Source organism: Desulfobacula sp. (genome assembly GCF_014237455.1).
GTDB lineage: Bacteria > Desulfobacterota > Desulfobacteria > Desulfobacterales > Desulfobacteraceae > Desulfobacula.
This window is the reverse complement of record NZ_JABZFL010000054.1, coordinates 1-20,670: the sequence shown is the minus strand read 5'-3', so window position 1 is coordinate 20,670 and position 20,670 is coordinate 1. Positions and strand designations below refer to the sequence as shown.

18 protein-coding genes, 1 tRNA gene and 1 riboswitch are annotated in these 20,670 nt (G+C 42.6%); of the genes, 3 read left to right on the top strand and 16 right to left on the bottom strand.

Annotation, left to right across the window (positions count from 1 at the left end; genetic code table 11):
- Positions 1-112: 112 nt before the first annotated feature.
- Both HGJ91_RS08525 and HGJ91_RS08520 read left to right on the top strand, forming a co-directional pair.
- Positions 113-2,029 (top strand): hypothetical protein, encoded by a 1,917-nt coding sequence (locus HGJ91_RS08525; RefSeq protein WP_291347296.1) that lies wholly within the window; start codon positions 113-115, stop codon positions 2,027-2,029.
- 198 nt (positions 2,030-2,227) lie between these two features.
- A tRNA-Arg gene (locus tag HGJ91_RS08520) sits at positions 2,228-2,304 on the top strand.
- Positions 2,305-2,482: 178 nt separating this feature from the next.
- Here the strand turns inward: HGJ91_RS08520 and HGJ91_RS08515 are convergent.
- From HGJ91_RS08515 to HGJ91_RS08505, 3 genes are all read right to left on the bottom strand, one after another.
- The gene (locus tag HGJ91_RS08515; protein ID WP_291347295.1) at positions 2,483-3,289 is read right to left on the bottom strand and encodes a hypothetical protein; all 807 of its coding nucleotides are present in this window, start codon (positions 3,287-3,289) and stop codon (positions 2,483-2,485) included.
- A gap of 192 nt (positions 3,290-3,481) precedes the next feature.
- Positions 3,482-3,558: riboswitch (cyclic di-GMP riboswitch) on the bottom strand.
- Positions 3,559-3,579: 21 nt separating this feature from the next.
- Complete coding sequence (locus HGJ91_RS08510) at positions 3,580-3,966, bottom strand: PilZ domain-containing protein (RefSeq protein WP_291347294.1); 387 nt, start codon at positions 3,964-3,966, stop codon at positions 3,580-3,582.
- A gap of 126 nt (positions 3,967-4,092) precedes the next feature.
- Positions 4,093-4,950, bottom strand: a complete 858-nt coding sequence (locus HGJ91_RS08505) for a response regulator (protein ID WP_291347293.1) — start codon at positions 4,948-4,950, stop codon at positions 4,093-4,095.
- 202 nt (positions 4,951-5,152) lie between these two features.
- Between HGJ91_RS08505 and HGJ91_RS08500 the strand changes: the two genes are divergently transcribed.
- A complete protein-coding gene (locus HGJ91_RS08500) occupies positions 5,153-6,388 on the top strand; it encodes a type II secretion system F family protein (RefSeq protein ID WP_291347292.1) in 1,236 nt (411 codons plus the stop codon).
- Positions 6,389-6,391: 3 nt separating this feature from the next.
- On the opposite strand, the gene HGJ91_RS08495 is transcribed toward HGJ91_RS08500, so the two are convergent.
- From HGJ91_RS08495 to HGJ91_RS08435, 13 genes are all read right to left on the bottom strand, one after another.
- Positions 6,392-7,327: a tetratricopeptide repeat protein gene (locus tag HGJ91_RS08495; protein ID WP_291347291.1), complete on the bottom strand. Its 936-nt coding sequence runs from the start codon at positions 7,325-7,327 to the stop codon at positions 6,392-6,394.
- On the bottom strand, positions 7,324-7,659 hold the full coding sequence (gene yidD / locus HGJ91_RS08490) for a membrane protein insertion efficiency factor YidD (protein ID WP_291347290.1): 336 nt from the start codon (positions 7,657-7,659) through the stop codon (positions 7,324-7,326). The genes HGJ91_RS08495 and yidD overlap by 4 nt, the downstream gene beginning before the upstream one ends.
- A 1-nt stretch (position 7,660) precedes the next feature.
- The gene (gspE, locus tag HGJ91_RS08485) at positions 7,661-9,349 is read right to left on the bottom strand and encodes a type II secretion system ATPase GspE (RefSeq protein ID WP_291347289.1); all 1,689 of its coding nucleotides are present in this window, start codon (positions 9,347-9,349) and stop codon (positions 7,661-7,663) included.
- Positions 9,346-11,349 carry a type II secretion system secretin GspD gene (gene gspD / locus HGJ91_RS08480; RefSeq protein WP_291347288.1) on the bottom strand — a complete coding sequence of 668 codons (2,004 nt, stop codon included), beginning with the start codon at positions 11,347-11,349 and terminating at the stop codon, positions 9,346-9,348. Before gspD ends, gspE begins: the two co-directional genes overlap by 4 nt.
- Positions 11,350-11,351: 2 nt before the next feature.
- Entirely contained in the window at positions 11,352-12,212 is an 861-nt protein-coding gene (locus HGJ91_RS08475) for a type II secretion system protein N (RefSeq protein ID WP_291347287.1), read from the bottom strand.
- Between the two features lie 12 nt (positions 12,213-12,224).
- Complete coding sequence (locus HGJ91_RS08470) at positions 12,225-12,764, bottom strand: general secretion pathway protein GspM (protein WP_291347286.1); 540 nt, start codon at positions 12,762-12,764, stop codon at positions 12,225-12,227.
- Between the two features lie 7 nt (positions 12,765-12,771).
- On the bottom strand, positions 12,772-14,190 hold the full coding sequence (locus tag HGJ91_RS08465; protein WP_291347285.1) for a PilN domain-containing protein: 1,419 nt from the start codon (positions 14,188-14,190) through the stop codon (positions 12,772-12,774).
- Positions 14,191-14,193: 3 nt separating this feature from the next.
- Positions 14,194-15,303 (bottom strand): general secretion pathway protein GspK, encoded by a 1,110-nt coding sequence (locus HGJ91_RS08460; RefSeq protein ID WP_291347284.1) that lies wholly within the window; start codon positions 15,301-15,303, stop codon positions 14,194-14,196.
- Entirely contained in the window at positions 15,300-15,983 is a 684-nt protein-coding gene (locus HGJ91_RS08455; RefSeq protein ID WP_291347283.1) for a type II secretion system protein J, read from the bottom strand. The genes HGJ91_RS08460 and HGJ91_RS08455 overlap by 4 nt, the downstream gene beginning before the upstream one ends.
- A complete protein-coding gene (locus tag HGJ91_RS08450; RefSeq protein WP_291347282.1) occupies positions 15,976-16,404 on the bottom strand; it encodes a prepilin-type N-terminal cleavage/methylation domain-containing protein in 429 nt (142 codons plus the stop codon). Before HGJ91_RS08450 ends, HGJ91_RS08455 begins: the two co-directional genes overlap by 8 nt.
- Positions 16,379-16,924, bottom strand: a complete 546-nt coding sequence (locus HGJ91_RS08445) for a type II secretion system protein (RefSeq protein WP_291347281.1) — start codon at positions 16,922-16,924, stop codon at positions 16,379-16,381. The genes HGJ91_RS08450 and HGJ91_RS08445 overlap by 26 nt, the downstream gene beginning before the upstream one ends.
- Positions 16,884-17,312, bottom strand: coding sequence for a type II secretion system major pseudopilin GspG (gene gspG, locus HGJ91_RS08440; RefSeq protein WP_291347280.1), 429 nt, complete (start codon positions 17,310-17,312; stop codon positions 16,884-16,886). Before gspG ends, HGJ91_RS08445 begins: the two co-directional genes overlap by 41 nt.
- A gap of 343 nt (positions 17,313-17,655) precedes the next feature.
- On the bottom strand, positions 17,656-20,541 hold the full coding sequence (locus tag HGJ91_RS08435; RefSeq protein ID WP_291347279.1) for a hypothetical protein: 2,886 nt from the start codon (positions 20,539-20,541) through the stop codon (positions 17,656-17,658).
- Positions 20,542-20,670 lie beyond the last annotated feature (129 nt).

Genomic DNA, 20,670 nt, shown 5'->3' with positions numbered 1-20,670 from the left:
GGACTCGTTGCAAAAAGCGGCTTAAAAACTAAGAACTTCATTTTATCTTTTTTGCAACGCTGGGGTTTAATTTTAAGGCCTATGAAAAATTATTATAGTTATTTATGTCTATGTGCTTATTACTTTAAACGATAATGCCCAACTGATCATCCGCAATTCCACCTTTAATTTTGAACAAGACTATCATGAGCAGTACTCAATAACTCTTAATGACTCTTCTTTATTTTTAATTGAACAAAATGCCATATTGACTTCAAATTATCGTTTTTTTGTGACCCTGAATGGGAATAGCAGTGCCGCTGTGAACAATTCAGTGGCGTTAAATGAATTTTTAGACTGGAAAAGAGGTGCTATTTTTCAACCAAATGCGAATTCAACATTTTCTTCCACTTCTTCTAAATTAGACTGTGTTGGGGATATGTTCTCTTACTCTGATACTTCAAAGGCAACTATCGAAATTGTAGATTCTACAATGCAGGCAATGAATTTTCATTTTCCACTTAACTCGAATGTTAATTTGAACGATTTGAAAATAGGTTTAATAGAAAAAATTGAACTGTTGAAAAGTGCCACCAATTTACCTTATGATTTGATTGTCTCAAATACTACAATTGAAAATGGCCTTACTGCCTGGATCAAAGATAGTGCAGAGGCAACATTCACCAATTGCAAATTTTCTCAAGTCTCAGTTGATGATCAATCTTCTGTTTATTTAATAGATTCTGATATTGTTCAAGTGTTTGTTTGTTTAAGCGAGCCAAATTTGAATATTCTTATATCTGATTTAGAAGGAGATTATACAGAATCATTAACCTTAGATATGACGTCATCGGGTTTATCTTTTCTTAATATTCAGAATTCATATGTTGGAGGCTGGCATGTAAAAACTGCAGGCTGCATAGATTGTAAAATTACAATAGAGAATTCAGAACTAACAGAGTTCAGGGCAATGGCACAAAATACAGATATAAATATAAACAATTCATTCTTAGATGAAATATGGTTTTGGGATTTTACAGGAATACTGAAATTTGAAAACACTATAGTAGAAAATTGGTATGATACAAGAAATTATCCTGGTTACACCAATGAATTTTTAATTAAGGGTAATGTTTCATTTATTGAAGCTGATCTCATTTGGCAAGACCTTGGGGATCAATGGCTTGATACTATCGTGACAAGGGAATTTCCAGTCCAGATACAGACCCCAGATCCAAGTGAAACGGTTATAAAAATATACGACCCTGTTGGTAATTTGGCATATTTTGGAAATTTTGATGACAACGGTAATATCATTACTGACGCTTTAACATTCGATTCCAGCAATTATGATAAAGCCTGGGAAATAAAACTTTTTAAAAATTCTGAATTAATTAATGAACAAGATCTGATGATGTATAGTTCAACCCCAATTATTTTATGTGGAAGTGAAATAGCCGGAGACGGTATTGATAATGACTGTGATGGTCAAGTTGATGAGGGATACAGCACTCTTCAGGGCTTTGACAAAGCATATTATTTAGCCGCAAAGCTTGCTGCGTTACAGGCAAGTGACTCAAGCTGGATTGGTAAAAATGTTGATGATCTGGAAACTTTGCTTTTAAATTTTGGTTTTACGGCTGAATCTCACTACTCACAATATGGGTATAAAGAAGGATTAGCCCCAAATGAATATTTTAACCATTATGAGTATGTCCTTGCCAAAGCAACTGCAATGCGCAACTCGGGTGGATATTCATCTGTTGAAGCAGCTCAGACTGCGTTCAACGCAGCATGGCCTTATGATGCCTATCTGCACTATCTCCAGTATGGTGCCGCAGAAGGTATTAATCCTTCAAACCTTTTTGATGAAAGTGCTTATTTGGCCGACAAGCTTGCAGCACTCTGGGCAGAAAGCAGCGACTGGAACGATAAAACGATTGATGATTTAAGGAGTCTATTGGCTTCCTATGGCATGACAGTACTTGATCATTATATGAACTATGGGGCTGCTGAGGGATTGTCTGTAACACCTGTTCCAGGTTATTAGCGTGCTGATGTCGGAGACTAAAAAGCAAACAAAACCAGCCTCAGAAGCCATCCTTCCAAAGTATATTTTATAAAAAAATGAATGGTCGCAAATTGGACGCATTTTGTGGATATTTTGGTCCTTTTTGCCCGATTTTACCGAAAAACAAAAAATCTTGAAATCCTGCAAAAACCCTGATATATACTGTTGGTCGTTTGTGCGCCCGTGGCTCAGTTGGATAGAGTACCTGACTACGAATCAGGGGGTCGGGAGTTCGAATCTCTCCGGGCGCGCCATAAGCGACAAGGGTTTTCAGCTTTCAGTTTGAAAGCCTTTTTTGTCTGATGCAGAGGGGGGGGGATTGTCTTGCCTATAAAAAGGTCAAAAGGCAGAGCCACCAAAGGCCCTGCCTTTTCTGAAAGTAACACAATAATTCAGATAATTACTGAGGACTGTTCAATAGTGTTTATCCGTTTAGTCTAAATCCACTATTACATCCTCATCCTTTATCATTCTTACCGTCTCGATGGTGACAGAACCATTGCCAAGATAGGCTCTTGCGGCAGCTGAGCCCCACGCCAATGTCAAAAGCTCTGCATCAATAGTTTCCTGTACCAAATTACCTGTTGCCAGATAAGAAAGCTTCGCCTGGATTTGTACCGTATGCGTACCGGCGAAAAGGTCAGGCACGATAAAATTGAAGGAGTTTGCCTGCATGGTGTCAAGAATCAACTGAAGCATTTCGGGTGAAACACATGCCCAGTCAATGACAATTTCATCATAATCATCCGTAAAATCATCAGGAGTATCATTATCATTAACGACTATGGTCATACACCCGCTGATATCGCCTGCAAATTCAGCAATCAGCTGTTGATTCCTTCTGGCAAATGTGATGTCAGTGTCAGCGGGCTCATTTCCATTAACAGGCACGGGAACACTATCCACTACCACCCTTACCTCTACAACGGCTTCGGCCTCTGCTACTGCCCTTGCAAGTTTTTTGCTCATAACCGTGGTGTCAGTGGTAAGTCCGCATTCCAGCGAAACGTTGATAAAAAGATCCTTTCCGGTGGGAGTTTTGATATCCTGTGTAAAGAGCGTTCTCCAACCAGTATTACCTTCTCCGGTCACACCAGAACCACCACTTTTAGAAACGTCAACCACACCCAAATCCCCTATCTGCGCTGTCGCTTTTGCCGATGGTTCAGCATTGACGGTTGTAAAACCAAAAACCACTGTCATAACGACAGCCAGACAAATAATAAATAATTTTTTCATTTTGATTCTCCTTAAAGATTTATATTTTGTTTAAAAATCTTGTGTTCCAAGTTAGCTTTTTCGATGTTTCACATTATTTTTTTTAATCACCTCCTTTGAATGAAATTGTCTGACAATGTGAGGTTTCAAAAAAGTAACCTGTGCCTGTTCGGTAAATCCTGTCCAAAATAAAAAAACCGGATTACCTTATTTTCAGGCAACCCGGCTGTCTTTTTTCAAGACCCGTGGTTTTCCGTCCCCTGATCACTCAGGGTTTGGCTTTGTCTGGTCAATGATTTAATAGTCGGTTGTTATGCGTTTCCGACAGTATGATGCGTTAAAAAAAAGGTTATCTGTTCCTCCTGTTCTTTTGTGAGCTGATCAAACTTCAGCCCGCACCGCCTGTTTGCTAAATTATGCATGACCGTTAATTGATCGTTGTTGTCAGTATCGTAAATCAGACTGCAGGGTATATGGGAAAGATGAAAGGAATTGCTTGAATCAAATATGTCTATTGTGCAGGGGTTCTCTGATGCAGGGTTGTCTTTATCTTCAGACTGCAGGTAATTGAAACCAAGGCCGCCTTTGCTGATATCATTTATCGGACCGATTTTATTAAACTCCGGCCGGAACACAACAAACGCCGAATTTTGCGGCTCAAATCTTTCATGCTGACGCTGTTCATGATGTGCTGGCACTTTGTTCTCCCTGCCGTCCAAATATGATTTTTTATAAATTGATAGTTTCGATGATCATAACTTCAATGGTATTTTATTGTAAAGGGGGATTTTTATGGGAGTAAAATGGGTATATGTTCTCCCCCCTTATGTTGCTGTGGGGGCGGATCGAAGATAGACGCCAAGATTCTGGGTGGAATTATTGAGGTCCAGTTTTTTGCGAATATTCTTGCGATGGGATTTTACTGTTTCCGGTGAAATATACAGATGTTCGGCAATGTCACCGGTTTTCAACCTGTTTTTTATCAGCAGTGCAATGCGGAATTCAGCGGGGGTCAGTATGGTGGAAAGTTTTTGCTTAACGACCAGTCTTGATGTCAGATCTGACACCAGATCCATGAGCAGCTTAAGATCGCGATAATGTGAACCGGGAATTTTTTTATTTTGTTGAAGTTTGTTTATTATCGGCAGAATGGAAGCCTTGATTTCATTTTCAATGGTGAGTTCAGTATCTTTCCGTGTTCTTTCTATGTTTCTCGCTAATGTGGACAATGCCTTGTTGGTCTCCATTAACTGTCTGTTTGCATCCTGCAGTTTAGTCTTCTCATCCCTGTACGCGAGTTCCACTTTCTGTGTTTCAAGCGCGCGTTTTATGGCATGAACCATCAATTTACGGTCGAACGGTTTTTCAAGAAAATCAAAAGCGCCGAGCCTCAGGGCGGCAATGATGGATTCCTTATTGCCAAACCCGGAGATCATAATCACCTTTGTGTCGGGGCTGGCCTCATCTATTTCCGAAAGCAGGTCCATCCCGGACTTTTCCGGCATATTGATGTCGAGCATGACCACGTTATAAAAACGGGCCTTTATGAGGTCAGATACCTGCAAGGGATTTGAGGTGGTTTTAACGCTGATCCCAGGGCGGGAAATCATTTTCTGCAGGATATCACAAATCCTGGGGTCGTCGTCCACGATTAAAACAAGGATGTCTTTTTCTGTCGTCATGGCACTCATCAATAAAGGGTTTGCTGAAAACAATCAGAGCCAATGATCCGTTAACCAGTACCTGTAGTTTTTTCGTAATTAAATTTTAATATCATTAATAAAAATATACTGTCAAGAATTTTGGGAGTTTGCAATCTGATTTTATTTGGGGTAAACTCTTTTTTGTCTGATATCTTGAAGCTGAAAACAAGGATGATAATCTATGTCGGTATTTGAATATCAAGCATTGAGCACCAAAGGGAAAAAAGTATCCGGCATTATTGATGCGGAAAGCGCTTCTGCTGCCAAATACAGATTGAGACAAAAGGATATTTTTCTTACAGCACTCAGTAAAATTGAATCCGGGTCAACGGTTAAAGAGAGACAAACACCCTCCTTTCGGGCAGAGATCAGCCTGTTTTCAACCGTCAGCTCGTCTGAGCTGTCCATGCTTACCAGACAGATGTCAACCCTGTTGTCTGCCGGGTTTCCCTTGGTTAAAGTGATGGGCACGCTTATTCCCCAGACCAAGTCAAAAACCATGCAGAAAGTGCTTTCACGGATAAAGGATGCCATTGAAGAGGGGAGTAGCTTTGCCAATGCCCTTGAACTCTATCCCACTGTATTTTCGCCTGTTTTTATCAATATGGTCAAAGCGGGAGAATCTTCCGGAACCCTGGAAATTGTTCTGGAACGGCTGGCTGATTTTACCGAGCATAAAGAGGATTCAAAAAAGAAAATCCAGGCTGCTCTTGCGTATCCGATTTTAATGTCCCTTATCGGGCTCGTGGTCTTAATCATTCTTTTAACCTATGTTGTGCCGGGTATCGTCACTATATTTTCCGACATGAACCATGCCCTGCCGTTGCCAACGATGCTTCTTATTTCTGTCAGCTCTTTTTTCAAGTCCTACTGGTGGGGGTTTGTTCTGACGCCTGTTCTGGTTTTTTTACTTGTTTTTTTAATCCGGAAGACGGAAAAGGGGGCCTGGTTTATTGATAAGTTATTGCTCTCGCTGCCTGCTGTTGGAACGCTTTTAAAAAAACTCATTGCCGCGCGATTTACAAGAACGCTCGGGTCTCTGCTGGATAATGGCGTTCCCATGCTGAAAGCCCTGAATATCACCAAAAATATTGCCGGAAACAGGGTGATGTATGACCTTATCTCTACTGCCTGTGATACGGTTGAACAGGGAGGAGAACTGGGGGATGTTCTTTCCCAAAGCAGCGACTTTCCCTACCTTGCATCACAAATGATTAAAATCGGAGAAACCAGCGGAGACCTGGAAAAAATGCTGGAAAAAACAGCCGATCTTTTTGACAAAGATGTTCAAACAGCTGTCACGGCAGCCACATCCTTGATTGAACCCTTGATTATTCTTATCATGGGGGTGGTGGTCGGGGGGATTGTCCTTTCCATCTGCCTGCCGATCTTTGAGATAAACCAGCTGATTCAATAAGGCTTAAAATTCAAAATTAAATACCAGTCCCGCCCCTTTTTTTTCTGGATCAAAGGATGAGGTGATCGACACTTCCTTCTTGAGGATTTTGATGGTCTGCGCCCGGTTATATTTGTGTGCACAAGAGATGGAACCGTAAATATTGCCGGTATAAAATCCGGTTTCCACAAAGGCGATCACACCGGCCAGGGCCTTGTTATCATTGTCAAAGGCCTCATAGGAAGCCGCCATCAGCCCGATATTGAGTAAAAAGGTGATAAAGGCATCATGGTATCTTTCGCAATAGAGAAACCCGCCGCCGGGAATGACGGCAAAAAGTCCGGCAGCCTTTGGATTTTTTTTGGGTGCGTGTTCCGCCGCCACGATCAACTCATGATATTGATCTGCATGATACGTTATTGCGCCCGCATCTGATATGTTTGACAGGCTTTTTTTTGCAAGGGCCAGGGACCCCTGCTTACCGTTCCTGGCGTCTGCCAGATGTATTTTTGCCAGGTTAAAATAGATCCTGTCTTTTGTTTCTGTGTCTGTAACCAGTTTAAGATAATTCTGCAGAACAATTTGAGCATATCCGGTGTTGCCGATGTTCATGAATGCCCTGCTCTGAAAAAAGCAGGCTTCTTTTATTAAATTGTCTTCTTTACTATTGATAATAATATCATTAAATGCCCGTGCTGCGTCATGGAACTTCTTTAAGTTAAACAGGCAGACCCCGATGTTAAACCGTGCCTGTTCCACGTTCTTGTTGTCAGGGAAAAAATGAATAAATCGTTTGAACTCAACCATGGCCGTCTCATGGTCTTTTGTATCAAAAAGTGTTTGGCCGTATTCATACTGCATGTCTGAAGTGATAACCAGCTGCTTTTCCTCGGCAAAGCTGTTATGGGGCAGGGCTGTCAGGAGGAACAGAACCAGAATATATATATACCGTAATGTCATTCTTTTTTTTCTTTTTCAAACCACCAGAAATCATTGGCTTCCACGGAGTCATAGATTAATTCCTGATGATTCATAATGACCTTTTCTGAAAGCTTGACTTCATCCCTTCCACAGCGGACAAGCCGGTCGCAGGTCATGATCCAGCCCAGTACCGGTCCATGCTTTTCAAACGCCCGGGATGCATATCTGGAACAGGAGGGATACATTGAACATCTGTTTCCATCTACCACGGATATGTGTTCCTGGTAAAATTTGAATAAAAAATTCTGGTCCAGGGCAAAAGGCGTTTCACATAAGGAAAGGATAAAAAGGATAACAAAAATGGATATCATCTTATTCCTGGGTAACACGAAGGACCTCTCTTATGGATGTGATCCCCTTGAGCACTTTTGACATGCCGTCCCTACGAAGGGTTATCATGCCTGATTTCAAGGCGGCATCCTTTATCTGGTTGGCATCCGATGTTTCCAGGACAAGATTTTTTAACGCATCATCCATCCGCATAATTTCAAAAATAGCCTTTCTGCCGGAATAGCCGGTGTTAAAACACTTTGAGCACCCTTTGGGTTGATAGGCATATTTCCCGATGTATTCTTCCCCGGCTCCGTTCAGGGTTCTGATATGGGACGGCGAAAGCCTGTATTTCTCTTTACAGTCATTACAGAGCACCCTTATGAGGCGCTGGGCAATCACCGTACTGACAGCAGATGATATGAGATAAGGTTCCACCCCCAGATCCACAAGTCTTGTGATAGCACCTGCTGCATCATTGGTATGGAGTGTTGAAAAAACAAGGTGACCTGTAAGGGCGGATTGAATAGAAATTTCTGCTGTCTCAAGATCTCTTATTTCTCCGACAAGTATGATATCCGGGTCCTGCCTGACAATGGACCGCAGCCCTTTTGCAAAGGTGACCCCGGTTTTTGTATTGACCTGGATCTGGCCGATCCCTTTGAGTTTATACTCCACAGGGTCTTCAATGGTGATAATGTTTTTATCTGGGGCGTTAATTTCCGAGAGTGCCGCATACAGCGTTGTTGTTTTTCCGCTTCCGGTAGGGCCTGTGACAAGGACGATGCCATTATTCTGACGGATAATGGTATGAATCATGTTGTAATTTTTATCGGAAAGCCCGAACTCTGAAAATTCAAGGAAATAACCGGATTTATTCAGCAGCCTCATGACCAGGCGCTCGCCATAGGATGTAGGAACCGTTGAAATACGGATATCAATCTCCTGGTCTCCGATTCTTACCTGGGCTCTCCCATCCTGGGGAACTCTTTTCTCGGCAATATTCATTTTTGCCATGACCTTGATCCTGGATATCATGGACGCCTGTACCCCCTTGGGCGGACTGAGCATTTCATACAGGATGCCGTCTATCCTGTACCTGATCGTAAGGGCATCCTGGAACGGTTCGATGTGAATATCACTTGCCCCTGCCTTAACCGCCTGGGATATCATATGGTTCACCAGCCGGATCACCGGGGCATCACTTGTATCGTCAAGCAGGTCTGCGGTCTGATCAAAATCATCAATAATCGTGAATCCATTGTCTTCCATATCCTCAACAAGCTGCTGGGCACTTTCTCCCGATCTGTCATAGAGGATATTGACGGCGGACAGAATCTGATTTTTCGGGGCCAGCACCAGTGAATATTCATCAAGGTTGAGAAGGGCTGCCACATCATCGACAAAACTTAAGTCAGACGGATCATTAACAGCAATAATTGAGTCGTCTTCTTTTGCCAGAGGGGCAATGCATGCTTTTTTCAAAAACTGTCTTGAAATCGCTGCGGTCCAGTCATCCCTGATGTTTTCCATTGGCAGCGCCGTTTTAAAGGGAATTGAGTAAAGAAGACTTAACGCTTCGAGGACTTCATTTTCCGGGACAAGCCTGGTTTCAACGGTGGCGTCAATCAGCCTGGACCGGTCTTTAGCATAAGCGCCTCTGATTTTTTCACAGTTTTCCCTGGAAAGAGAGGTTCTTTTTGCAAGTATGGTTATAAATTTTTCAATCATTGGGTTTTCTTTGATTCATCTTCTTCGGGTTCATCATTTTTTTTACCGAATGTATTGATTTTCTCGTATAGAGATACCTCGCCTTTTTGAATGGCATCAATGTCTTTCTTCTTTTCCTTGTAGATTTCATCGGTTTCAAGGGGATTTTTAACAACCCTGGGGGTTAAAAAGACGTAGAGGTTTGTTTTGTCTACCCCCTCGGATACATTTTTAAAGGCCCATCCCAGGACCGGAATATCGCCAAGACAGGGGGTCTTGTATTCCGTTATTGTTGCTGTCTCATCAATAAGGCCCCCGATGACAACACTGTTGCCGTCTTCTACTATAATGGTTGTTTCGATTTTCCGTTTCAAGGTTGTCGGTCTGTCAGGACTTGTCTGGTTCACACTGTCAAGTTTTGTCAGTTCCTGGTATACATTCAGCCTTACCAAGCGGTCCTTGCTGATCTGGGGGGTGATTTTAAGGCTGATCCCCACATCTTTATATTCAAAGGAATTATAGGTTGCAACCCCTGATTCTGCGGCTGATCGTGTCTGGAAGGGAACGTTCTTCCCCACTGTAATGGACGCTTCCTCATTTTCAGTGGTTAAAATTTGCGGTGTGGCAAGGATGTTCACGTCTTTATCACTTTGAAATGCCTGTACCACCGCCTGGATATCCGGGAAGGTCACACCGCCGATATTAAAATTTTTACCCAGCACCCCTACAGAAAATCCTTTGGGAAGCGTTCCTGATCCTGAAACACCTGAAAGATTTGAATACCCGCTGTCACCGGTGCCGCCAAATCCGCCGAAAGCAACCCTGCTGTCATTGTTAAATCCCTGGGAAGTTTTCCATTCCGTTCCGATGGTCAGATTACGAACTACATTGACTTCCATGATCAGGCATTCGATATAAACCATGGCTCTGGGAATATCCAGTTTGCTGATGACCTCTTCGATTACCGGGTAATCTTCCTTATCTGACATAATGATGAGACTGTTGGTTGTTTTATCTGCCATGATTTTTACCTTTGTGGATAAAATCGGCGCTTTTTTCTGGCCCGGTACGTCTTTCTTATTTTCCTTTGTGGGGATCTCCAGTAATACTTTTACAAGATTTTCTGCTGATGCATGCTCAAGATAATAGACACGGATTTTTTCATCGCCTTTGGGAACTTCCTGATCCAGTATTTTTATCAATTGATTCACCCTGTCGGATTCTATCTTGCTTGCCAGAAGAATAATCGAGTTGGTTCTTTCATCCGCCACAAATTTCACAATCAGGTCTGTCGTCTGTCTACTCTTGGTCCCTTTTACCCGCGCAGAAAAAATTGAAGAAAGGCTGGTCACCAGCTTTCCGGCATCGGCATATTTTACAGGGATTACACTTATCTTTTTCCCAATACTCGGCACATCAATGGCTTCTACAATTTTTAAAAGCCTGTTAATGCTTGTCATTGTTGCGGTTACGATCAGCATATTGGTGTCCCGGTAAGACAGGACAGCACTTCCCTTGGGAACCAGAGGCGTAAATAAAATTTTAAGTTCATTGGATTTTGCATATTCAAGGGGAATGATTCGTGTGACGATTCTGTCTCCGAGGGTGCCGGCCCTGATCGGTCTGGTGGCGATTTTTGTATCAATATTGTCAGCCTTTGCTTTAGGCGTGGGAACAATTTTTATTATTTTACCGGATTCAACCGTGGAGAATCCATTTATTTCAAGGACGGATTCAAAGACTTTATAGGCATCTTTAACTGATAATTTTGTCGGGGATATAATGGTCACATTCCCTTTAACCCTGCTGTCCACAATAAAATTCTTGCCGGTCAGTTTGCTGATAAATTTAATAAACACGGTGATATCAACATTATTGAAATCGATTGCTGCATACTCGGCATCTGCGGTAGTTTTTTCTGCGGGTTCGACGGCAAAGCCGGTAACAGGAAAACTCAGAAAGACGGCACAAAAAACATACAGGACAACCATTCGCAATGCCAATTTTATATTACAAAACATTATCACTCCTCCCCTTTATTTTTCAATAACTCACCATCCTCGGCCGGATAAACCAGCTCTTTCACCTTCCCTTTCCTGAGCAGGGTAATCCTGGCATTACCGGTATCTTCAATTTCAGAAAAAAGACTTGAAGCATCCCCGGCGGATATAATGGGTATGCCGTTAACATCCTTTATGATATCCCCGTTCCGCAGCCCGACCCGCCTGAATACGGAATTTGATCGTATCCCGTAGACCATAAGCCCGTCCGGTTCACCTTCGGTAAAATGGGGCCTGAATTTAACCTGCTTTCTTAATGCACTCATATCGTCCAGTGAATCATACATCAAAGGCTTAATGACAGGCAGTTTGCTCAAGGCTGTTTTTTTACGATCTGTTTCCATCTTAAGGATCTGGTCTTCCCCCTGGTACGTCAGGATCACTTTATGCCTTAAAATTTTTTTGATTTTTGCTCCCTGGATGGAATCCCCTTCTTCATATAAGGACTGCTTCCGCATTTTTTTATCTTCAATGACAGCATAGACGTCGGAATCTCCAGTCACAGTTCCCCATAACACCAGTTTAAGCCTTGTCGGTTCCAGTTTTTCAAATTCGTCATCCTCTGTTTCCTGTTTTATGACAGGCGCTTTTTTGTCTTCAATTTCAACCTTGAAAATATTTCTTGCAACAATGATATCGTATTGATTCCTGCTGAAAACGGAGGTTGCCTGCTGCAGGCTGATATTCTTTGATATGGCACCCGGAGAATGGTTTTCAGGCAGTAAAGTGGTTTCAGGCAGTTCATTTTTGAATATTATATCAACACCAAAATATACAATGGCGGCAACCAGGAGAATGTTTATGATATTAAATAAATATTTCATATCCCTTTAGTTTTATGCCTTGTCCTTTATTATCAGCGTTTGAGTCTCAATAACCGCATCCAGTTTTTCTTTTTCTTTCCCTGCCTTTATCAATGACAGAGAAGTAATGGTTACACCGTTTTTCGATGATTCAATATGATAAAGAAAATTCACCAGCTCTTTTAAATACGCTTCCTTGAGTTTGACCTTGACGGTTACAAGGGTATCTTCAGAGTTCACCAGTTTTTTTGCAAATGGCTTCATATACGCCACGTTCTCTTTTACATTGCTTTTCTGTGCCTGGGAATCCAGAAAAGAGAAAAGAGAAAACCCTTTTTCCCTGCCTGCCGGCACTTTGGCTGTTGTATCAAAACTGTTTGAAACCATAAAAAACTGCTGCTGAAGTGAAATCATCTCTTCCAGAGAGGCCTGCTTTTCATTTAATATCCGGTTGAGCGTCTCCCTTTTTTCAAAAACAGGGGCAACACCAAACTGGAAACCAAGAAACAGAACCACAAAAATTATTCCGGCTGTCAACACATTTATTTCACGTTTTGAAAGATTGGACATCATAATGGTTTCACATTTCAATTATAAATTTAAAGTTTACCCTGTTCCCTTTGCTGTCCGCCGCTGCACTGCTGATACTGACATTTGTAAAAAAATCAGATGATTCCAGCCTGTTTTTAATCGTGTCCACCGCATTGAAATTATCGGTTGACCCCGACAGGACCAGTCGTCCTTTATTATATAAAAAACTTGAAATTTCCATATCTATTGCAGGATCAATTTTTTGAGAGAGTTCTCTCATGATTCCCACGATTTTAACGTTTTTGTTTTTGCTTAATGAATTTTTGCCCACTGCGGTTCCGGATTTTTTCATTGCCGCACTGACATTTGCCTTCATCTGCAGATAGGGGTCCAGAATCTTTTTTTTATCCGGAAAGCTTGCCGTAAAAATGGAAAAAGCCTCCTCATCAATGGCGGCAATTTTTTTATTCAGTTTTGTGTTATCAAAGCCGGCGTTCACCATCACCATGCCCAGCAGGAATAAAAAGAGAATAACGCCGGCCGCTATATTTGAAGAATATGTTTTTACAAAAGAACCGGACCCGTATTTTCCCCTGCAGAAATTAAACAGATATTTCACGGAGCGGTCCGGCGAAATATTGAGCAGCAGAGCATCGGATTTTATTTTTTTCTGTGATCCCGGCCCGGATGTGTGGCCCGGTATTTTTTTCAGGGCAGTATAAATACGCTCTGTTTCTGCAGACGCTTCATCAGAGCTGACAAAAACATCAAACGAGATATCAATTCCTGTTTTCTGATTGAATCCCATGATGGTCTGTTTGACAGATTCGGCAAGGGCTTCCGGTGAGATAAGGGACGGCGGAAAAGTACGCACGACACAGGGCTTCTGGTTGTTCACCAGCACAAGGGCAGTGCCGGAATCAGCAACATGAAGAAAAACAAAGGGTGACGTATCTTTATGCGTTTTTAAAAACTCAACAGCAGCCGCATACCCGCCGGGAGCAATAATCCGTGGCTTGATATTGAACCGCTCAAGTGTTGTCACATAATTTTTAACCCGGGATTCAGCAATGGACGCACTTAAAACCCAATTTGAATCTTTTTCAATATCCAGCATATGGAAGTCTGAAATGTGGTTTTCATTGACACCCGGCAACAGGGTTTCAAGCTCAAACGGCAGGACCTGTTTCATCTTTTTTTCTGAACCGAAAGGAAGGTCAATGGTTCTGAAACTGACCAGAAGCGGTGATACAAAGATAACGGCTGTAGAACATGCCCGGAGGTCAAGCAGCTGGGCAACCCTGTCCATGCCTGCACCAAAAGGATCTGGATTTTTATCTGAATCAGGCAGGTCTTCAAACCGGACACGGCAGTCGCCTTTGATCAAAGCAAGTTTATAATTTTGATCAACAATCAGGGCTTTAATGCCTGAATTATCAAGTTCAAGGTGTAAAAAAGAACCTGCCATCAATTATTCCCTTTCCATCTGGATGATCCGGCACACCCACTTTCCGGACTCTTTATGCTTTTCTCTTTTTAAATAAGCAACACGTATTACGCTGACATCATTTTTCTGGGTCCGGCAGTCTATTTTAAAAATATCGCTTGAGTATGTTACAGTACGCTCGAACCGGTTGAGTTCTTTTTCAGATAATTCTATAACCTTTTTATACCACCCATTGTCAAGAGGATTTACAAAAATTTGTTCCAGTTCGCTTTTTTGTCCCCTGAAATCAGCCAGATCCCGGGCCAGATCTTCCATTCCTTCCGGAAGAAGTGCGGCAAGCACATCAACGCCTGCCGTATTGATGTTCACCTTTCCTGTATACCGGTAGCCACCGTGTTCGGTCCTCTCATTGTCCAGGCCGTATACGGTAAATATATCGCTTAGCTCAGTTTCTTCTGCAGACGCATCGATTTCGTCCGTTGTCTCATTTTTCAGCAGATTTTCTGAAATCCCTTTCACGGTCAACACTTCGTCGATATCATTAAACGGCCCGTCAGCACATATATATGGGGGATCAAGACCCAGATAATAATCTGACTCTGCCCCTGACATCCCGGTGACAGCATCATCATCCCCGGAATCCAGCCAGTCTTTCAGTGAATTTATGATCTGGGCAGGATCTCTTTCATCCATGGTTTTGTCGTCTGAAAACCTGAGCCTTAAAAGATTCTCCCATATCCGGCTCTGGTCAGGGTTCAGCTCGTTTCCCGGAAAGGTTAACAATAATGCATTCACCTGGATTTTAGACAATTCATCTGTGATCTTTATGGTAAGCGCCTCTTTTTCCAGTCCCAGTTCATTAACCGCCTGTGACAGCATATCCGGATCTGCCCAGGCTTCCTGAACAGAGTCAGTCGTGTTCTTTTCCGCATCGTCAACAAGTATCATCATGGCAAGATGGATGCCGGACAATGCGAACTGCTCGGCCTGGAACCGATCCTTTTCCGCCAGTGTCGCCATAACCGAATCACCGGTAAATTTTCCCATCTGCAGCGCAGCAGTCAGCAAAATCGCAACAATGGCAAGGGTCACAACAAGCGCAGCGCCTTTTTCATTATGCAAAATATTAGTCAAGTGGGCCCCCGTCCTGTTAAAAGGCCAATGGAAAGTATAAATGCCTGCTGTTTTTCCCCGGAACCAACGGTTATTTTAAAATCAATACTTGCCGGGAACATATGGTTAAACTCTTCAGCATCCGAATCCCAGTACCGGTATTCATTTTTGTTAACATCTTTATAAATCATGTCAAACCCTGAAATATCCTGGCACAATACCGGGTCAAGGCAGGATGCCGTTTCTTCGGGAAACGGCGGCAAAGAATCTGCCCGATAGAGATCATACCTGTTTTTTTTATTCTCCTTTAAATAATAGACAATCCTTGCAATGCCGTCCCTCTGGTTGGCACCGAATTTTGCATGCGCACCGGATGTAAATGCCATGGAGGAAACCACCTGCTGCCCCACAGCCCCCTCTTTTCCAGTAAACCCGTAGGGGTCAGGATCAGAATCAAAGCCCGGTTTCTTATATCGTGGCGGCTGCAGAACAAATATTGACTCAAGGTCCATGCTGATTCTTTTAAAAACCCTGCTGATTTTTTCATCGTGCGCCACTTGTTTTTTAACCGCTTCGCTTGAAACGATAAATGCCTTAAAAGAAGAAAACAAAGTAAAAATAATAATGGAAAAAATCAGGACCGCAATAAGGATCTCCACAAGCGTAAACCCGCTGCAATGATGTTTTGCCGGCCTATTCACCCGCAAACCTCCAGGTGTTGATTTTATAGGATCTCGGTCCGGACGGATCTGTTATTTCGATCTCTATTTTCTTAAAGGCGTTCCGGTTTTCCTCACTGATAAATTCTATTTCCTCAAAGGATGAGTCCAGAATTTTGCAGGTCCATTCAATCCCCGGGAAATTATCTCCAAAATCTCCTTTGGGTTCAGACCAGCCATCAATATCCCCCTTTATTTTTACAAGCACCTGGTTAGCCAGTATCGGGGCGATGCTGTTGAATTTTCCGGCTGCTGCAAGTTCTATGGTGGAGGACTGCATCCTGAAAAGCGAAACAAAAACCAGGGCGATAATCGACACACTGATCATCACTTCCAGAAGCGTAAAGCCGTTGCTGTTACCGGCCCTTAAAATATATTTAGATGCAGTCTTCAAGGTAAACATGTTTGTTAAAGACCTGAACCCTGGAAAGGAACGGCTCTATTCTCAAGGTTATATTATTTTCACGGTCCATGAGATGGATAAGCGCGAAATCAGAATATCCCTGCTTTCTGAACCGGATCCGGTGTTCCCGGGGTCCGGTCTCCCTGATGCCGGGAAATTCAACATCCAGAATCGTCAGTTCCTCTGAAAGCCGGACGCCTTTTTCCTTTGCCGTCTCTTTTTCCTCATCATTCATGGCCGCATCACTTACCCAGAGCCTTCCGGATTTCGTGTCCACGTGCATCAGAAAATCAACCTGCTGCTCAACCGCCCGTTTTTTCAAATCATCCATTAACCGGGCAATATCCCCCACCTGGCCTGCAGCATCGGAAAACAGGCGGATGTCTCTGAATAAAGGAAAGGAAAACGATAAAAGGAGGGCAACGATGCTGATAACAACAATCAGCTCGATCAGGGTAAACCCTGATATTTTTTTACAGCTACTCAAGCTCCCAGCTGTTGATATCTTTGTTTTTCCCATCACCTCCGGGAGCCCCGTCAGCGCCGTAAGAAAGAATATCATACTCATCATGAACCCCGGGAGAAAGATACAGATACTCCCGGTTCCAGGGGTCTTTGGGAACCCTTGCTTTTTCCAGGTATCCCTTTTCCTTCCAGTTCAAGGGAACCGGTTCAGTGGACGGCTTTTCAATCAAGGCATAAAAACCCTGCTCCGTGGTCGGATAATGCCCATTGTCCAGCTTATACAATTTAAGGCTTGTTTCCAGGGCAGCAATATCCACCTTTGCCTTGACAGCTTTTGCATCATCAGCCCTGCCCATAAACCGGGGGGCAATATAGGTCGCCAGGATACCAAGGATAACCACCACCACCATGAGCTCAAGAAAGGAAAATCCTTTTTCATTCATCAATTTTCAGCATCTCCTTTTCTGAAACCGGTTTATTATTTATCTGTTGCTTCGGGTCACCCCTTAAAAAAACTTGATTGAGAATATATAGATTCTATGCCGGTATCCTGGTTTTTGTCAAGAAAAGTTTGGAAAAGCCAGGGTTTCAACTCCCCTGAATTCATTATTTAATAAATAAAAAGGCAGGGCCGTTGCTGACCCTGCCAGTAATTCTAAATATCAGATTTGATTGTATCTGAAACAAGTAAGATTTTAGTGTAATATCCTCATCAAAAGGATGATCCTGCTCCGATCCATATCTGATCTTTTTTAATCCATATCTATAAATTGTGATAAAAAAATCTTACTCATTAGACTGAATATCCCATTTGTTGTTGGCAAACCCTCCGGTAAAGTCATCATAGGGCATACCATCAACTTTTGTATTGTCAACATTGACTATCATACTGCCAGTATCGCCGTCCTGTTGCAGGCTTCTGACCCGGGTACGGATTTCAGCATGAATAAAATTATCAGAATCAAATTCTATAATAGAGTCCATATCATAAAAGCTTTGATATGGGGCGTCCGTACTACCGTCATCAAACTCAATCATCAACTGGTTTGTTGCTTCAAAATACTCAACTGCAAGAGTATATGGCTCACCAAAGGCTAAGATTTTACCATGAGGATAATTGCCGGAAGAAGGCGCAGGGTTAATTACATCAGTTCCATCAGCATTTCTTGACCCCCATACAAATCCCTGTAGCCGGAGCTGTCCACCAACGTAACGTATTCTGGCATACAGCCCAATAAAATTTGTATCACCATTTCCAATATCTTCATAGGGTTGATAAGCCAACCTGATTTCAGTTTCAACATAAGCATTCCCTGTGACAGAAGCACTTTCAACCGTAATGGGAACTTCAAACCGTTCCAGGTATTTCCCTCTGATACGGGTTCTTACATACATACTTGCCCAGTCAGGATTAAGATTCTCTGAACTCCAGGCATGTGTAACATCAAAGATTAATTGATTATTCACAACACTGATAAACTGTTCTGACCAGGGGTCATATCTTTTGTCGGTCTGATAATGCATCAGGTTTGTGTCCCGCATGGTAACTGCAAAACTGGCTGTACGTGGTAAATCCGCAGTGCTGTCCGGTTGATAAGTTCCAGATGTAAAATCATAAAAATTACCAGGAGAATACCAGGCAGGATTATCAACTTGAAGTTCATTCCAGTTCCAGTATTGATCATTCCACCCCAGTCGAGTCCATGATGGGAAAAGTTCCGGATTGGTCGGGAATGTCCAGGAAAAAAGTCCGTCATTGCCTGGAAATTCATCAGGGTTAGCGGAATCACTGTCGTCGTAAGGTTGAAAAGAAATTGTGTCCTGTTCAATTGTCGCAAAATAATTTCCCGGGTCTGCCATTAATTCACTGACGGGGTGAGGCGCCTGGGGAATGGTATACAGCCAGGTCCTGACCGGGTTGTCATCATCATCAAGTCCAATGACAACAAATTCCATGGTTTCCTGGGATTTTAGGACATCAAGATCAATCCGCCTGTCGCCGGGTTCTTTACTCAACTCGTAAAGGCAGTCATTGGTCCAGTAATGGGGGACATTACTCAGGCGGAACCGGGTATCCAAGCCACCCTCACGTCTTTCAAGCCTGACGCAGTTTGTCTCCACACCGTTGATTTCCTCAGGGGCAAAGGCCGGGTTGAAAATAGCAAGATTGGTTATTCCCATATCCAAAGCAAGATTTCCTATGTCATTGTGCCAGAAATGCAGACCTGAGTGATAGGTCACTGCATCGGCAGGAAATAACAATTGTCTTGCCCGGGGCCTTCCGGGGTCAGCTCTTCTAACCGCCTGTCTGTTGCCGTACCATTTCCAAAGCTCCGTATCCGTATCTGAATCTATATCTACAAACGAGGTAAGCCATGACATGACTTTCCCATTAGTATTTGTAGTCACCAATATCCAAAGGCCGGAATCATGGCTGTCCGGCATTTCTTCAACAGTAGTAGTACCATAATCCTGGGTGGCCATTGGCCTGTAGATCGCACAGCCTACAAAATATTCTGCAGGAGCAACCTGTGAACCGTAAAGAGCCAGGCGGTCAATAAAGTCTGAAGATCCCTCACCTCTGTGCAGGAAACCCGTTGCAAGATCAGGAAGAAGCTCAGCTTCGAGTTTTGTCTTGTCTGGCAGGTTATCCGGATTATTGAAAAGAGCAAAAAAGTCACTCAAAATCTGGCTTATCTGTTCCAGCGTACCACCAGTCTGGACAATATTGTCAATTATGTCTTGGGGAACTTCTTGAGGATCAGGATCATCAGGATCAATGGTAAATGATTCTCCCTCAAGGTCAGTAAAAACTATATTACCTTCTTCATCACTTTGAACGCCAATAGTGTCAAATATCTGGTCTTCTGGGGAGCCCACTTCTCCAATTGGAGTTTGGAATAAATCAAAATTTTCTGGAACCCCTATTACAGCAAAAAGATTTTGCAAGGTTTCGCTTACGACCGCTTCAATCTGTTCAACCGTAGTCGGATCAGGAATAGGTGCTGATTCAGGATCTATCTCAGAAGCGGCTTCTCCAATTGCCGATTCTACAATTGCAGTGGTAATTGGAGTTGTATTGACAGTGACTTCTGTTTCACCTTCATCAAGATCAAATGTCGACAAAAGCCTTAAATGCGTGTTGTTCACCCATCCCTCTGCCCATATCAGAAAAGGAGGCGTCCATGTTTCATCAATATAGAGTGTATAGGAACCATCAGCCTCTATGGCAGAAAAAGATGTCTTGGCAGGATCACTTGAATCTTTAATATTTATGGTTCCCACAACAGGCAGACCTGCAATTGCTTTGCCTGTTACCGTAATAGGAGAAATTGCAGTTTGAATTATTTCAACCCTAATCGCACCTCCCGGCTTCCCGTTCAGTTCTACAGATATAGAATTTTCCTTATCAAGTAAGATTTCAATCTCTATATATTCAACTTCTTGATTAAAGTTTTCCGGAGATAGTACATCTGCGCCGTTTAGCATGATTTTTGAGCTGCTTACACTTTCATAATCATCATTTTCAGCTGAATTATAGACCTTTAAAACTCCCGTGCCAATATCAGCGGGAAAATCAGCGGTCTCAAATATTGGCGCTCCCGTTCCCCTTTCAAACAGTCCTTCATATTTTACCACCTCAACTGCAGATGCCACACCAATAAAAAACATAAGTGTATATAACTCACATTCAACACCCTTAATATAAAAAATTAAGGATTTTTTCAAAATTATATTATTTGTTATTTTGGGTAGTTAGCCTAATTAACAACGGCATTGAATTGGTTTTATTCACTGAAT

What these genes read in the sequence shown, in the direction of transcription:
- HGJ91_RS08515 (WP_291347295.1), bottom strand. Translation starts at nt 3,289, where the DNA reads ATGAAAAAATTATTTATTATTTGTCTGGCTGTCGTTATGACAGTGGTT.
- HGJ91_RS08505 (WP_291347293.1), bottom strand. Translation starts at nt 4,950, where the DNA reads ATGACGACAGAAAAAGACATCCTTGTTTTAATCGTGGACGACGACCCC.
- HGJ91_RS08500 (WP_291347292.1), top strand. Translation starts at nt 5,153, where the DNA reads ATGTCGGTATTTGAATATCAAGCATTGAGCACCAAAGGGAAAAAAGTA.
- HGJ91_RS08495 (WP_291347291.1), bottom strand. Translation starts at nt 7,327, where the DNA reads ATGACATTACGGTATATATATATTCTGGTTCTGTTCCTCCTGACAGCC.
- yidD (WP_291347290.1), bottom strand. Translation starts at nt 7,659, where the DNA reads ATGATATCCATTTTTGTTATCCTTTTTATCCTTTCCTTATGTGAAACG.
- gspE (WP_291347289.1), bottom strand. Translation starts at nt 9,349, where the DNA reads ATGATTGAAAAATTTATAACCATACTTGCAAAAAGAACCTCTCTTTCC.
- gspD (WP_291347288.1), bottom strand. Translation starts at nt 11,349, where the DNA reads ATGTTTTGTAATATAAAATTGGCATTGCGAATGGTTGTCCTGTATGTT.
- HGJ91_RS08475 (WP_291347287.1), bottom strand. Translation starts at nt 12,212, where the DNA reads ATGAAATATTTATTTAATATCATAAACATTCTCCTGGTTGCCGCCATT.
- HGJ91_RS08470 (WP_291347286.1), bottom strand. Translation starts at nt 12,764, where the DNA reads ATGATGTCCAATCTTTCAAAACGTGAAATAAATGTGTTGACAGCCGGA.
- HGJ91_RS08465 (WP_291347285.1), bottom strand. Translation starts at nt 14,190, where the DNA reads ATGGCAGGTTCTTTTTTACACCTTGAACTTGATAATTCAGGCATTAAA.
- HGJ91_RS08450 (WP_291347282.1), bottom strand. Translation starts at nt 16,404, where the DNA reads ATGTTTACCTTGAAGACTGCATCTAAATATATTTTAAGGGCCGGTAAC.
- HGJ91_RS08445 (WP_291347281.1), bottom strand. Translation starts at nt 16,924, where the DNA reads ATGGGAAAAACAAAGATATCAACAGCTGGGAGCTTGAGTAGCTGTAAA.
- gspG (WP_291347280.1), bottom strand. Translation starts at nt 17,312, where the DNA reads ATGAATGAAAAAGGATTTTCCTTTCTTGAGCTCATGGTGGTGGTGGTT.
- HGJ91_RS08435 (WP_291347279.1), bottom strand. Translation starts at nt 20,541, where the DNA reads ATGTTTTTTATTGGTGTGGCATCTGCAGTTGAGGTGGTAAAATATGAA.